At 67.7% G+C, this 15,130-nt stretch carries 6 protein-coding genes; 3 read left to right on the top strand and 3 right to left on the bottom strand.

What is annotated here, in order from left to right; genetic code table 11:
- The first annotated feature begins 489 nt into the window (after nucleotides 1-489).
- A complete protein-coding gene (locus tag QCN29_RS06895) occupies nucleotides 490-2,580 on the top strand; it encodes an MMPL family transporter (protein ID WP_279926813.1) in 2,091 nt (696 codons plus the stop codon).
- On the opposite strand, the gene QCN29_RS06890 is transcribed toward QCN29_RS06895, so the two are convergent.
- The 3 genes from QCN29_RS06890 to QCN29_RS06880 all read right to left on the bottom strand — a co-directional run bounded on the left by QCN29_RS06890 (nucleotide 2,581) and on the right by QCN29_RS06880 (nucleotide 5,926).
- Nucleotides 2,581-3,630 carry a wax ester/triacylglycerol synthase domain-containing protein gene (locus QCN29_RS06890; protein WP_279926812.1) on the bottom strand — a complete coding sequence of 350 codons (1,050 nt, stop codon included), beginning with the start codon at nucleotides 3,628-3,630 and terminating at the stop codon, nucleotides 2,581-2,583.
- Between the two features lie 212 nt (nucleotides 3,631-3,842).
- Complete coding sequence (locus QCN29_RS06885) at nucleotides 3,843-4,964, bottom strand: fatty acid desaturase family protein (RefSeq protein ID WP_279926811.1); 1,122 nt, start codon at nucleotides 4,962-4,964, stop codon at nucleotides 3,843-3,845.
- Between the two features lie 17 nt (nucleotides 4,965-4,981).
- On the bottom strand, nucleotides 4,982-5,926 hold the full coding sequence (locus QCN29_RS06880; RefSeq protein WP_279926810.1) for a flavin reductase family protein: 945 nt from the start codon (nucleotides 5,924-5,926) through the stop codon (nucleotides 4,982-4,984).
- A gap of 431 nt (nucleotides 5,927-6,357) precedes the next feature.
- Here QCN29_RS06880 and QCN29_RS06875 point away from each other — a divergent pair, with 431 nt between their 5' ends.
- Both QCN29_RS06875 and QCN29_RS06870 read left to right on the top strand, forming a co-directional pair.
- The gene (locus tag QCN29_RS06875; RefSeq protein ID WP_279926809.1) at nucleotides 6,358-7,497 is read left to right on the top strand and encodes an SDR family oxidoreductase; all 1,140 of its coding nucleotides are present in this window, start codon (nucleotides 6,358-6,360) and stop codon (nucleotides 7,495-7,497) included.
- 58 nt (nucleotides 7,498-7,555) lie between these two features.
- Complete coding sequence (locus QCN29_RS06870) at nucleotides 7,556-14,983, top strand: type I polyketide synthase (RefSeq protein ID WP_279926808.1); 7,428 nt, start codon at nucleotides 7,556-7,558, stop codon at nucleotides 14,981-14,983.
- Nucleotides 14,984-15,130 lie beyond the last annotated feature (147 nt).

Below are 15,130 nucleotides of genomic sequence, written 5' to 3'. Positions count from 1 at the left end.
TGCATGTTCTCCCACGTTGGCGCAACGTGACATGTTTTCGATGACGCACCACGTGGAGTGCGTGGCTGTTCTGGAGCCCGCCACAAAGGTGCACTGACCTGCGGTTTTTCCTGGGTTCCTCCGGAGTGAACTGGTGTGCTCGACCTGTTTCCCCCCGTCCATCACGTGGAGCTGGCACCTCCGGTTCATGACTCTGGTGACCTGCGCCTTTCGTAAGTGAAGTGGTTGGCTCGCATGGGTCGGGGCGGCAGTGGAGAACGCCCGACGCATTGTCTTGACGCTCGACTGACGATGTATCTGATGGTGTGTCAATCACTTCCAAGGTCGCCGCCCGCCTCGTTCTCAGTGGGATGTGGCATCAAGCCCGTCTGCCGATGGGGCCGACCGTGCGCTTCCGTCTGTCCGAGAGCTACTTCGGGCGGACAGAGCCGTTCTTCTTGACGGACGTGAAGAACAGATCCGTGAAGGAGTGGTGCGGTGGTGGCCCGGATGACTTTGGCACGGGCGCGGCTGGTAGCACTTGGGGCCGTGCTCGTGGTGGCCTGCGCGGCCTGGTTGATTCCGGTGTCGGTCGCCACATTCGGTAGGGACGGCAGAGTGATCGAGAGCTCGGAGGCGGTCAGAGCGCGGCACGCAGCGGAGCGTCTGGGAGCTCCGCCCGTTGATCTGGTCTTGACGGTCACTGGTGACGAGCGAATCGGGCGTACGGCGGTGCGGGCTGCTCAGATCGTCTCGGCTGCCTTGTCCCGCGAGTCCGGGGTGCGCGCCGTATGGTCCGGGGCCACCCGGGACCAGTCGGCGTTGCGGTCCCGCGACGGCGCTGCCGTGTTGGTCCTTGTCAGGTTGAGTGGATCCGTACACGAACGGGAGGCGACCGCCGACCGCTTGGTGGAGCGGGCGCGGGACGTGGTGCCCGCTGCCACGGTCGAGGCCGGCGGGCCGTCGTGGACGCTGGAGCGCGTAGACAGCCGCATCGAGCACGACCTGCTACGGGCCGAACTTCTGGCGGCACCGGTTGTGTTCGTCCTGCTGTTGATCACTTATGGCTCGTTCGTGAGTGCTCTGATGCCGGTGCTTGTCGCCGGGGTCGCCGTGCTGTGCACCATTCCTTTGCTGGGTGGGATGGCGCGGCTGGTCGACATCTCGGCGTTCGCAGTGAATGCCGCTCTGGCCATCGGGTTCGGCCTTGCTGTCGACTACACGCTGTTTCTCCTCGCCCGGTACCGGGAGGAACTCGCCGACGGCCTGACACGCGTCGAGGCGTTGGCCGTGGCCGTGCGGACGAGTGGTCGCTCGGTGCTCTTTTCCGCCGCCGCGGTCATGGTGTGCCTGGCCGCGGTGACGGTCATCCCGGTGCCTTTGGTCCGGGCGCTCGCCTTGGCGGGAGTGACCGTCACGCTCCTGTCAGCCACCGTGGCGCTGCTGCTGACGCCCGCCTGCGTGGTGCTCCTCGGACCACTGTGCGAACGAGGTGACCCCTTCCACCGCTGGCGGTCCACCAAGCTCGGCCAGGGCAGCCCTTTCTGGCGCAGGGCCGCGCAGGTGGTGACCCGGCGGTGGGCTGTGGCTGGCGGTGTTGTCGTGGTCCTGCTGGGGATGATGGCGTGGCCCTTCGCACACGCTCGGCTGGGCATCATGGATCATCGCGTCATGCCTGCTTCCTCGCCTGTGGCATCCGTCGGCGAACGAGTCCGGGCGGAGTTCGTCGGCGCGCCGGAGCAGGTGGTCACCGTGGTGCTGTCCCAGCCGACGTCAGCGGCACGGCTGGCCGGGTACGAGCATGCGCTGGCCGCCGTTCAAGGTGTGAACGGTGTGCGGGTGGCGGCCGGTTCACCGGGGGCAGGAACCGTTCTCGCCGCCACGACCACGGTGCGAGTGGGAAGCAGCAGCGCCGCAGCTCTGGTCGAGGGAATCCGGGCGGTCCCCGCGCCGGGACCGGTCATGGTAGGCGGGCGAGCCGCCGAGGTCGAGGACACGCTCGCTGCCGCCAGGCGGGCGCTGCCCTGGGCGGTGGCGTTGCTGAGCGTCGGGCTGGCACTCCTCCTGGCACTGTTCACCCGCAGCGTCGTGGCTCCTCTCAAGGCACTGGTCGTGGCCGTTGTCAGTCTCGGCGCAAGTCTGGGAGCGTTGGTCGCTGTCTTCCAGGACGGTACGGCTCGCAGCGTGCTGGGAGGGTTCACAGTCACGGGGACGCTCGACATCTCACTGCTGCTGTTCACACTGGCCATCGCCCTGGCCCTGTCGGTGGACTACGAGGTGTTCCTGCTGGGGCGGATCCGCGAGGAGTACCAGCGCAGCGCGGACAACCCGGCCGCCGTGGTGGAGGGCATCGCCCGTACCGGGCGACTGATGACGTCCGCCGCACTGGCCGTGGCCTTCTCCACTTCGGCCATGGTTACCTCCTCCGTATCCGTGATCAAGATGATCGGGGCAGGGGTGGCACTGGCCGCGCTCGTGGACGCGGTGCTGGTGCGCGGTGTGCTGGTGCCCGCCGTGATGGCGGCACTCGGTCCGGCCAACTGGTGGCTTCCATCCGCACGCCGCCGCCCAGGCTTGTCTGCCCCGCCGGAAGCCGCCTGATCAGCGCTTTGGGGGGATGGTGCCCGTGCCGGAGGACACCTCTTGCGGCGCAAACTGGACCAGGGTCTGCCGCCATGGCGCCGGAATGGTATTCGCCCGCCAGGAGGCTCGGTATGCCAGGCCACACCGCACCACTCCCTGTGCTCGTGTGAAGGACAGATAGGACCTCATGCCACCCGTGAGGTTGTACATCATCGACGCTCCCAGCAGGCGCGCCCCAAGACAGGAGCCAACGGCGGGGAACGTCAGACTGCTGGCGATCATCGGTGCAGTACAGGGGCCCATCATCACTCGGCTTGCCCAGGCCCCAACCGGCGTCGGGGACAGCTCCAGCAACCAGCGTGTCGCGTCACGTCGCCGGTGGAGGCGCGCCGCTTGACTCTGGGCGACCACCCGATCCACCGCTTCCTCGAGGCTTTCGGCCGAAACGGGCAGACCAAGTCGGTAAGCCACCAGCTGGTTGCCGAGTACCGTTCTGCTCCGGTGATCACGAATGGACATGGGAATGACGGCGTCGAAGTCGCGACGACGGGCACCGTCGCCGGCCGCTGTCCGCGAGGCGTCCAGCCGCAGCGCCCAGGCGAAAGCTGCCAGGCAGATGTCGTTCACCGTGCACCGAGCTGATCGAGCAGCTTCCTGCACGATGCGCTCTGGCGCTTCCTCCCACGCCCACCGCACGGGATCGCGCAGTTCCGGCAGGTAGTCGGAACGGCCCTTCAACCTGCCGCCTAGTGCGCGTGTCAGATCCTTCACGACGGCGACACAGCCAGTGATTGTGGGCCGCATCCGTTCCACTGGACGCATTAGCGGCGGGACGTCATGACAAAGCAGTGTCAGAAGATCGTGGGCCGCGCCCATCCCGTCATGGACCGCGTGGTGGATGCGGAAGGCAACCTGAAAGCGACCCTCGTCTCTTCCCGGTGCGCACCACAGATCCCACGCCGGTCCGCCTGCTGGGAGCGGTATGGCCAACAACGCCTCGGGAAAATTGGGGAGTTCGTGGCCGGAAGCCCACCGCACATGTTCCAGGCCGATGCGTACCGGCGCCACAGGCCATTGCACCTGTCCTCGCTGAGGCTGTGACTGCCACAGCGCCGGGAGTGAACCCACGCGTTGTGAGACCCGTTTCAGCAGATCCTCTCTGGAAGAGAGGGTCCCCTTCGAGATCCAGAAAGAAGCCCGTGACGGGTTGTGGCTCAGTGCCGCTGTAGGTGAAGCTTCGGTCCACTGGACCAAGTCGAACACTCACTTCGTTGTCCTAATCAACGGGTGATTTCGCGTCGGCGGCGGGCTCCCTGAAAGCGCCCAACGACGTGCTCCTTGCTCGGCAGGGCGAGCGTGAACACCTTGAGCCAAGCACTGCCCAACTGCCTGAGGAAAGGGCCGGTGTTGTAGGGGAGGTCGTACTTGATGCAGAGGCTCCTTACCTGAGGTGCGATTTCCCTCAGGCGACTGGAGGGCAGGTCCGGGAACAGGTGATGCTCGATCTGGTGCCCGAAGTGTCCGGTGAGGATGTGAAAGAGTTTGCCGCCGTTGAAGTTGGCACTGCACATCAGCTGCCGGTAGTACCAGTGTTCGCGGGTTTCGCCTTCGATCTGCTGCTCAGTGAAAGTCTGTGCATCTTGCGGGGTGTGGCCGGTGAAGGCAGCGGAAAATGCCCAGATGTTACGGATGAGACCGGCCGCAAGGTTGCCGAGCAGAGTACTGAGGAATAGGGGGCCCGTGAGGGCTGGGAAAAGGACGTATTCTTTGAGTGCACAGGAACCGGCCTTGCGGCGCAGGCGCAGAAGAGTGGCATGACTCTCCGACCACTTTCTTTTCCTGGTGACGAGTTGATCAACCCGTACGTCATGCAGAGCGGCTGCCTGCTCGAAGAAGAGCATCAGGATGAGCGTGTACAGCGGGTTTCCCAGGTAGTACGGGTGCCACGGCTGGCCGTCGCTCATGCGTAGCACGCTGTAGCCGATGTCCCTGTCCTTGCCCAGGACATTGGTGTATGTGTGGTGCTCGTAGTTGTGGGACCGGCGCCATTCCTCGGCGGGGTACATCCATTCCCACTCGAAGGTTTTCGACTGGATGTCTGGATCGCCGATCCAGTCATACTGGCCGTGCAGGACGTTGTGTCCGATCTCCATGTTGTCCAGGATCTTGGCGACTGCCAGGCATGCGACTCCTGCGATCCAGGCAGGCGGGAAGAAACCGAGGAAGAAGAGGCCGCGTCCTGCGAGTTCCATGCGGCGTTGGGCACGTACTACCGAGCGGATGTACATAGCGTCGCGTTCTTGCAGATCCGCGAGCACCTGGCTGCGGATCGCGTCCAGCTCCCGCCCGAGTTCTTCGAGCTGCTCCGGTGACAGGAGCAGCTCATCGTGGTCTCGTCGCATGCACTGCCTTTCATCCCTCACAAGTCCAGCAGCACGTCTCCGTGAGGCACGGAGACGCAGAGCTGGATGCTTTCGTCTCTGCCGTCGGACACGGCGTCGGTCAGCAGGTTGCGCACCGAGCCCGAGATCTTCCTGGTGGTGCAGGTGTGGCAGATGCCCATCCGGCACCCGGACCGGGGGTCGGCGCCGGCAGCCTCGGCTTGCTCAAGGAGAGTGCCTTCCCGGGCCGGTACTGCCACTGCACTACGGCTGAACCGCAGTACCCCCGGACCGGCCGCAACGTCGCCGCCGCGACTTACGGGACCGGTGGTCCCGGAGACGAACAATTCCGTGTGCAGCAGATGCCCAATACCCCGCTGCGCCCAGAGGTCGCTGACCGCCTGTCGCAGACGTGGTCCCGAGCAGAGGTAGGTGGGAGAGGTGCAGAAGTCGGAAGCCACTTCGAGCAGGTGACCGATGCCGAAGGAGCCGTGCAGATCACCACCCTGTTCCCGGGTCGGGAGGACTGTGAAGACCTCGATGTTCGGGTACCGCCTGGAGAGATCGGCGAGTTCGTCTCCGTAGACGATCCGCTGAGCGGACTTCGCGTAGTGCAGGAAGGTGATGCGTCCGGCATGGTTCTCGTGGCACAGCGTACGGAGCATCGACATCACGGGGGTAATGCCGCTGCCCCCGCTGATCAGCAGCAAGCGTTGCGGCCGGCTGTGGGGCAGCGTGAAGACGCCTCCGGCTTGTGACATCGTCATGACCATTCCCGGCCGGGCATGCTCTCGGAGGTAGGAGGAGACGATGCCTGCCGGGTGCGACGCCACGGTGATCTCCACCTGCGCGGTGTCGTGCGCCGATGAGGCCAGAGAGAACAAGCGCTGCATGAGCACTCCGTTGACGTCGACTCCGAAGTGGACGTACTGGCCGGCTTCGAAACCGTTCCAACTGCCGTTCGGCCGCAGCCGGATGGTCACGCTGTCCGCTGTACGGCGTTGAACGTCCACGACGCGCCCCCTCACCTCGTGCACGGTCCACGTGGGATTCAGGTGCTCCAGATACCGGTCGACTCCGTGGGGAGCGGTCAGGGCTGCGACGACTCGTGATCGCAGACCCCGACGGACTACACGTCCCGCACGGCCGCGGAGGGCAGAACGCATGGTGGCCTCTTCGGTCATGATGCCATTTCACGGCACTCGGAGACGGGGGATCGGGTCGAGTGCCGCGTCGCTTCACCGACCTTCCCCTGGCGCCGGCCAGCAGTGGGCAGCGGCGGTGCCGGGAGATCAGTGTGCGTCATTCAGGACGCCTCAGCCGCCAATCCGCTGCGATTCGATTATTACTGATTGTGTCCGAAGGGTGACGCACTGCTTTGCCAATATCGGTGGGACTGTGATCTTGTGCATGAGTGACAGTTCTGCTCACCGGAGCCACCGGTTTCCTCGGCTCCCGCATCGCGCACGCCCTGATCGCCACCCATTCCGAGCCCGTCGTCGTCCTGGGGCGTGGAGATCCGTCCCATTTGAGGGCCCGGATGGTCGAGGCACTCCGGGTGGCGGGTGAGGGGCCCTTCGATGGACGTCACGTCGGCCAACTGCGCTGCGTGAGCGGGGATGTCACGAAGCCGTGGCTGGGCCTGTCTCCCGCGCTCTATGCGCGCCTGGCAGGCGAGGTGGATGCCGTCTGGCACTGCGCCAGTGACATCGCACTGACCGGGGAACGTGAGCGGTTGTACCGAGTCAACGTTCATGGCACGACCGAGGTGCTCGCCTTCGCGCGGGCGACCCCGCAGCGTTGTCAGCTGGTGCACATCAGCTCCGTGGCGGTGGCCGGCGCCCGTCCGAACGGCCGTGTCATGGAAAGCGACCTGAGTGACCTGCACGGTTTCGAGACTCACTACGACGCCTCGAAGTTCACGGTCGAGTGTCTGGTGCGGCAGTGGGCGGAGCGGCACAGCCGACCGGTGGTGGTCTTCCGACCCAGCATCGTCGCCGCCGACCGAAAGCTGCCGGAGGGCGCAGCTGGTCACTCGCTGTCCGTCCTGGGGGACATGCTGGAGGCGGTGTCCCAGGGAGGCGCGCCGGGTATCCCGGCGCAACGCCCGGGCGCGCGACGGCTCACTCTGCGGCTTCGGGTTCCCTCCGATGCCAATTTCAACATCGTCGGCGATCGATATGCCACCGAGATGATGATCCGTATCGGTCACGACCGCCGGTATCAGGGCGCGGCTGCCCACACCTTCCACGTGGTGCATCCCCAGCCCACGCCGCTCCGTGACCTGCTCGCCGTCATCGAGGAGCAGTATCCGGGCTTGCGCATCGAGTGTGCGGACGATGACGTGCCGGACCCGTCAGACGCTGAACAGTTCGTGGCCGCAAGCCTCACTGGCTTCCTCCGTTACTGCCGACACCAACGGGTCTACGACCGCTCGAACGCCACGGCGGCGAGCCCTGGCCTGGCCGATCCCGCCCCGATCGACGCCGCGTTCCTCCGAGGCGCCCTCGGCGTCACACGCCGTGGCGCTGACCATTCAGGTAGCACGCGCTGAAGCCGAGCTGCCGGCTCGCGTTCACCCGTAGGTGCCGTTTCCTCCCCGGAGATCAATCTTGTCAGCACATGTGCCGTTCCCGTCCGATGATTCCATCGCCGTCGTCGGAGCCGCTTGCCGGCTTCCCGGCGGCATTCACTCGCTCGACGATCTCTGGGCCGTGCTGGTCACCGAGCGAGACATGGTCGGTGAGGTTCCCGCGGACCGTTTCCCGGCCGGTGACTTCGTCGACAGGATCCGACGGCGCCCGGGCCAGTCCTACACCGCCGCCGGCGGCTTCCTTCAGGACATCTACGGCTTCGACGCCTCCTACTTCATCGGGATCTCCCCCCGCGAGGCGTCCCGCATGGATCCGCAGCAGCGTCTGCTGCTGGAGATGGCGGTCGAGGCGCTGGACGACGCGGGCATCGACTCTACGGCCCTTGAGGGGACAGACACATCGGTGTTCATCGGCTGCTCCAGCCGGGACTACGGTGAGCTACAGGCATACTCCCCGGAGTCGGGCAACGCGTACACCGTCACCGGTATGGCAGGTGCCATCGTCGCCAACCGGCTGTCGCACTTCTTCGACTGGCGCGGCCAGTCGGTCATGGTCGACACGGCTTGCTCGTCGGCGCTGACGGCGGTGCACCAGGCGTGTGAACACCTCAAGTCCGGACACTCCCGCGTCGCTGTCGCGGGCGGTGTCAACGTACTGATCAACCCCCAGGGTTTCGGCGGGTTCTCGGCCGCCTCGATGCTCTCCCCGACCGGGCGCTGCCGCGCCTTCTCCGCCCAGGCGGACGGATTCGTGCGCGCCGAAGGCGGCGGCCTAGTCCTACTGAAGCGACTCTGCGATGCACGCGCCGACGGTGACCGCATCCACGGGGTGATCCTCGGCAGCGGGACCAACAACGACGGCCGGACCCCCGGGCTGGCGTTGCCCAGCGCCTCCGCCCAGCAGGCTCTGCTCCGCGAGGTGTACGACCGGGCGAGAGTGCTCCCCGACGACCTCGCCTATCTGGAGGCACACGGCACGGGCACCCCGGTGGGGGACCCGTTGGAGTGCGAGGCCGTCGGCCGAGTGCTGGGCCAGGGCCGCAGCACCGGTGTTCTGCCGATCGGCTCGGTCAAGGCGAACATCGGGCACCTGGAGGCCGCCTCGGGCATCGCCGGTCTGCTCAAGGCCCTTCTCGTCCTGAAGCACCGGCAGATCCCGGCTTCCCTGCACTGCGAAGAGCCGAACCCGTCCATCGACTTCACCGGGCTGAACGTGCGGCCGGTGACCCGGCCGCAGCCCCTCACCCACGACGGTCTGCCCTTGGCCGGAGTGAACTCATTCGGATTCGGCGGCGCCAACGCTCATGTGATCCTGGCAGCCCCCGCGCCGAACACGCCTGACACCGACAAGAGGGCCTGGCAGGACTCGGCCTCGCACCGCACCCTGCCGGTCGTGGTCTCGGCACGCACCGATGAGGCCCTGCGGGTGGCCTGCCAGGAGATGGCCCAGCACCTGCAATTCACCACTGACCCGTTCTACGACGTGGCATACACGGCCACCGTGCGGCGGCACCATTACGAGCGTCGTGCCGCCGTGCTGGCGACGTCGGCCGCCGAGGCAGCCGACGCCTTGCTGTCCATGGCCGTGGCCGGTGACGGCGAGCCCTCCTGGGTGACCGGCCGACCGGGCAAGGTGGCTTTCGTCTTCAGCGGCAACGGTTCGCAGTGGCCGGGCATGGGCACCGATCTTCTGCGCACGGAACCCGCTTTCCTGGCCGCGGTCGAGACCGTCGACGCCGAACTCCAACCGCGCCTGGGCTGGTCGGTGCTCAGCGAACTCACCGCCGAGTCTCCGCGTCTTGACCGGACGGACGTGGCCCAGCCACTGCTCTTCGCCCTGCAGGTCGGTCTCCTGCGACTGCTCGCCTCCTACGGCATTGAGCCTGACGCCGTGGCCGGCCACAGCGTCGGCGAGATCGCTGCCGCGTACGCGAGCGGCTGCCTCGACCTGCGGCAAGCCTGCCAGGTGGTCGTCGCCCGCAGCACCGCCCAAGCGGCCACCGCCGGGACCGGACGCATGGCCGCCTGCGGCCTCGGGCCCAAGGAGGCGGAGAAGGAACTGGCCGCCTACGACGGCCGAATCGAGCTGGCCGGGATCAACACCGACCAGGACGTCACCCTGGCAGGCCCTGCCGAAGCACTGGCCGAACTGGGCCGGCAACTGAGCACACGCGAGGTGTTCTTCCGGCAGCTCGACCTCGACTACGCCTTCCACAGCAGGGCCATGGACCCCATCCGACACGACGTGACCGACAGCCTGCTGCTGCTGCGTCCCGGCCGGCACCAGCGGACGTTCATCTCCACCGTGACGGGAGACAGGCTCGACGGCAGCCGTCTCGACGCCGACTACTGGTGGCGCAACGTACGGGAACCCGTGCGGTTCGCCGAGGCTGTGCGGGCGCTGGCCGACAGCGGATGCACGCAGTTCGTGGAGATCGGACCCCACGCCGTACTGGCCGGCTATCTACGTCGCCTGGTCGGGGCGGAAGCAACCGTGGCACTGTGCCGACGTGACCAGGAGGCCCCTGCCTCCGTCCGCCGCGGCGCTGCTCACGTGATCGCCGCCGGCGCTCGCGTCCGACACTGCTTCTCCCGTCCGGGTGCGGTGGTGACGCTGCCGTCATACCCCTTCCAGCGCGAGGAGTGCCGCAACGGACAGCCCGAGTGGTGGGTCACTGTGCCGCAGGACAAGACCCTGACACATCCGGTCCTCGGCCGACGTGCCGCGGTCGCCGAACCGACCTGGCACCAACTGCTGAGCACCAGCCGCCTCGGCTGGCTGACCGACCACCGGGTGGACGGCAGCGTCGTCATGCCCGGCACCTGCTACGTCGAGGCGTTTCTCGCCGCGGGCCGGGCCGCGCTGAACGCTGCCTGCGAAGTGACCGGTCTGGACATCGTCCGCCCCCTCACCCTTCCGGGCGGCGACGACCCGACGAGCGTCACGGTGCAGACGTCCCTCTCGGTGGAGACCGGGTTGGTCTGTTTCGCCTCCCGGACCACGCTCACGAGCGACTGGACGCTGCACGCCCGCGGACGCGTGCGCCGTCTCCTCGGTCCCGTCCCCCCGGCGATCGACCCCGCCACGCTGCGATCCCGCCTGTCCGGTCCGCTGATCGAAGCCACCACGCACTACGAGCGTGCCGGACGGGCCGGGCTGGCGTACGGTGCCGCCTTCCAAGTGCTGACCGGCCTGCAGGCAGGCGCCGGCGACGTGGTGGCCACCTACCGGCTGCCCACGGATGATCAGCACGTCCTCGAAGCCCACCCGGTCATCCTGGACGGAGCGTTGCAGGCGGCCGGCCCGCTCCTGGTCTCGTCAGGCGACGGAAGGATGTTCCTTCCGACCGCTGTCGAGGCCATCCGCGTGTGGCACCACCTGCCTGCCCAAGGACTGGTCCACGCGCGGCTGCGGGACCGGGCCGGATCGGATGCCCTCGTCGACATCACGGTTGGGGCGGAGGACGGCACCGTCTGCGCCGAACTGACCGGCTGCCGACTGAGGGGCGTGCAGGCCGCCAAGGCCAAGGCAGTACACCTCCAGGAGCTGACCCACACGTTGCGGGCCTCCGGCCGCGCCACCGGCCGGGGCGGCGCCGCGTGCCCGTGGCCGAACCCGGAGGCGACCGTGGCTACCACCGCGCGACAGCGCTTGCAAGTGGACACCGAGCACCGAGACGGCTATGCGGAGTTCGCTCCCCAGGTCAAGACGGCGGTCGGGCACTGGGCGGCCGCAGCCATGGCCGAACTGCTGCCACAAGCGACGGCATTCGGTACAGACGATCTCCTGGCAGCTCGCGTACGGCCCCACCACCTCCCCTATCTGCGTCTGCTGATCCACCTGGCCGAGCAGGCCGGTCTGATCCGCACGGTGGCATCTGAAGGTGAGGCCCGCTGGCGTATGACCGGCGTGGCGCAGCCGCACGAGCACACGCAGCAGCTCGTCGACCGCTTCCCCGAGTGGATCACCGCCATCGCCGTCTACGTCCGCTGCGGCAGCCGGCTGACCGACATCCTCACCGGCCGCGTCGACCCACGTGAGCTGCTGTTCACCGAGGCGGACCGGCATCTGGTCGAAGGGTTCTACTCCGACACACCGCAGACGCGGCTGCATGCCCGCACCGCGAGCATCCTGCTGGCCCGCATGCTGCGGGACTGGCCCGAGGACCGGCCACTGCGCGTCCTGGAGGTGGGGGCCGGCACCGGAGCGCTTAGCGCGTACCTGCTGCCACTTCTGCCCGCGCCCTTGACCACCTACGTCTACAGTGACGTCTCCGCCGCCTTCTTCCCGCGCGCTCAAACCCGCTTCACCAAGTTCGACTTCCTCACCTACCGCACCCTCGACCTCAACACCGATCCCGCGGAACAGGACTTCACGCCCGAGAGCTTCGATCTGGTGATCGCCTCGAACGTGCTGCATGCCACCCGCGACCTGAAGGCCACCTGCGAGCGAATCGCCGGGCTTCTCGCCCCGGGCGGTCAGCTGCTGGCCATCGAGAGTCACGACACCGAGATCGTGGGCCCCTGCTTCGGTCTGCTCGAAGAGTTCTGGGCTTTCACCGACACGGAGGTGCGCAGCAGTCCGCTGCTGAACCGGGACTCGTGGCCCACCATTCTGCGTGCCGCCGGCTTCGACACGGCCGCACAGACCAGCAGCGTCCAACGCGAGGCCGACGAGGACTACTCCGTTCTGCTCGCCCGACGTACCGAGTCGAGCACGGTTGCCCAGCCACCGGTTCCCGCACGGGCGACGGGCAGTTGGCTCGTCGTCACCCCGCATCCCGCCGGCCCGGTCGCCCAGCACCTCGCTCATGCCCTCACCGCAGCCGGTGCCACAAGTGTGGGCATCACCGACAGCGGCACATACCAGCCCCCGGCGCCGATGACACACCCGGTCAAAGTGGTGGCGCTACTGGATCACGGCAGCGCCGGCCCCGACGCCGCCGAGGCGGTCACCGAAACCACTGAGCTGATCCGGACGGCCGCCGGGCTGTGCGCGGCGGCTGAAGAGGGCACCTCGTCCCTGTGGGTGGTCACCGGCCCCACCGGACTGTTCCCCGCTCCAGAACGCAACGACGAGGCGTCCCCGGTGCACGCGGCGGCTTGGGGCGTCGGTCGAGTGCTGGGCAACGAACGCCCGCTGCTGAAGGTCCGCCGCATCAGCCTGCACTCGTGCGGCGACGTCGTCGAGGACGCGGAGCGGGTCACCCACGAGCTCCTGCATGCCGATGACGAGGACGAAGTCGTTCTCGTGGGTAGTGGGCGGTTCACACCCCGGGTCACAACCCTGCCGTCCGCTACGCGCCCCGCGGCCGCCCATGACCACTATGCCCTGCGCCTCGAACGGCCCGGTCGTGATCCCGTGGTGGCCTGGACGGCCGTTGACCCGCCCGCCCCGGCTCCTGGGGAGGTGGTCGTACAGGTCCGCGCCGCCGCCCTGAACTACCGCGATGTCATGCTCGCCCAGGGACTGCTGCCGCCCGGAGCCGAACCATCCACCGGCACCGCTCCCCAGCTCGGCATCGAATGCGCCGGAGACGTGGTCGCCGTCGGGCCCGAAGTGACTTCCCTGGACATTGGCGACCGTGTCTATGCCTTCGCGCACGGCGCCCTGGCCTCCCACGCGAGCGTGCGTGCCGAACAGACCGGCCGCATCCCGGACAACACCACCTACGCCGAAGCCGCCACCCTGCCCGCCGTCTACCTCACCGTCCAGCACAGCCTCGAACGCTGCGCCCGGTTGCGAGCGGGGGAGACCGTGCTCGTACATGGCGGTGCTGGCGGCATCGGCCTGGCCGCACTGCGGCACGCCAGGAACATCGGGGCCCGCGCCATCGCCACCGCCGGCAGTCCGGCCAAGCGCGACCTGCTGCACGCCCTCGGCGTCGAGCACGTGCTGAACTCGCGCGACCTGCGCTTCGCTCAAGACGTGCAAGAGCTGACAGGAGGTGGTGTCGACGTCGTCCTCAACTCGCTGGCAGGCGAGGCGATCGGGCGTGGCCTGGAATGCCTGCGCCCGGGAGGCCGGTTCGTGGAACTCGGCAAACGGGACATCTACGCCAACAGCCCTGTGCTGCTCGGACCGTTCCGTAACAACCTGTCCTATCACGCCGTGGACATCACCCGGCTGATCGCCGACACACCCGCCGAGGCCGCGGCGGCCTTCAGGACAGTCACCGACCGGATCACCGACGGCACCTACCGCCCGCTGCCGCACCGGGCCTATTCCGCCGACCGCGTGGCCGAGGCCCTGGGCAGCCTCCGTCACTCACGGCATCTGGGCAAGGTCGTGATCACCTTCTCCGGGACTGAGCCGGTCGACGTGCACGAGCCCGTCACGTCTGCGCCGTTGGATCCCTCGGCGACCTACCTGATCAGCGGTGGGCTGAGCGGTCTGGGGGCTGCCACCGCCCGTCACCTCGTCGACCGAGGCGCACGTCACCTTGCGCTGATCGGCCGTCGGGGAGCCCGGTCTCCCGAAGCGTCTGCCCTCCTCGAAGACCTCCACAGGAAGGGTGCCCAGGCGACGGCCAGCGCGGCCGATATCACCGATCGCCAGGCCATCACCCGAATCGTCCGCGAGACAGCCGAGCAAGGGCGGCCCGTGCGGGGGATCGTCCACGCCGCGATGCAGCTGGATGACGCGCCGCTGGACGAGCTGACACCCGATCGCATCCGCCGCGTCCTCGCAGCCAAGGTCCTCGGCGCTCAGGTCCTCGACGAGACCAGCAGGAACTGCGAACTCGACTTCTTCGTCACCTACTCATCCGTCGCCGCGCTCGTAGGCAACCTGCATCAGGCCCCGTACGCGGCCGCCAACCTCTACCTGGAAAGCCTGATGCGCAGGCGGCGAACAGAAGGACGTCCCGGTCTCGCGCTGGCCTGGGGCGGCATCAGCGACACCGGGTACGTCGCCCGCACGCTGATGGCCGACACCATCGCCCGCTCCGGTATCGGTTTGATCAGTCCGCGGACCGCCCTGGATGCCCTTGACCGGCATCGCGCCCTGGCCAACGAGCCGACCGTCGCCGTGGGCGCCATGGACTGGGAGCGCCTCTCGCAGATCCTGCCTGCTCTCACCGGGCCGCGATTCAGCGCGCAACTGCGAAATGCGGCGGGCGCATCCACTCCGCAAGCTGCCGACGGACTGGGGCAGCGTCTCAAAGAGGCCACCAGCGCGGCCCAACGCATCACTCTCATCACCGACGCGTTGACGGCACTCGCAGCGAGCATCTTGCAGACCAGCCCGGACCGCGTCAACCCCACCGCCAACCTCGCGGACCTCGGGCTGGACTCCTTGATGGGAGCCGAACTCAAAGTGCAGCTGCACCGGGCGTTCGGCTGTGAACTCCCCCTGATGGAGCTCATGGGTGCGGCGACCTTGGTCGGCGTCGCCCAACGCCTTGACGTTCTGGTCCAACGGCATCAGCAGGAGACAACCGGCTGACACAGCGGTACCGCAAGGCTCCGAGGTCTCCGGTGGCGGGCAGGACGAGTGGCCGCCACCGGAGGCAACGCGCGGGCGACCGCGACGGCTGTCACCTCTCCACCTGGAACCGGGCACGTCACCGGCGTGCAACTGAAGGGCCAGCAT

The sequence above is a fragment of the Streptomyces chengmaiensis genome, assembly GCF_029846775.1.
Lineage (GTDB): Bacteria > Actinomycetota > Actinomycetes > Streptomycetales > Streptomycetaceae > Streptomyces > Streptomyces chengmaiensis.
Note: the sequence above shows the minus strand (reverse complement) of the source record. Positions and strands in the feature narration are given on the sequence as shown.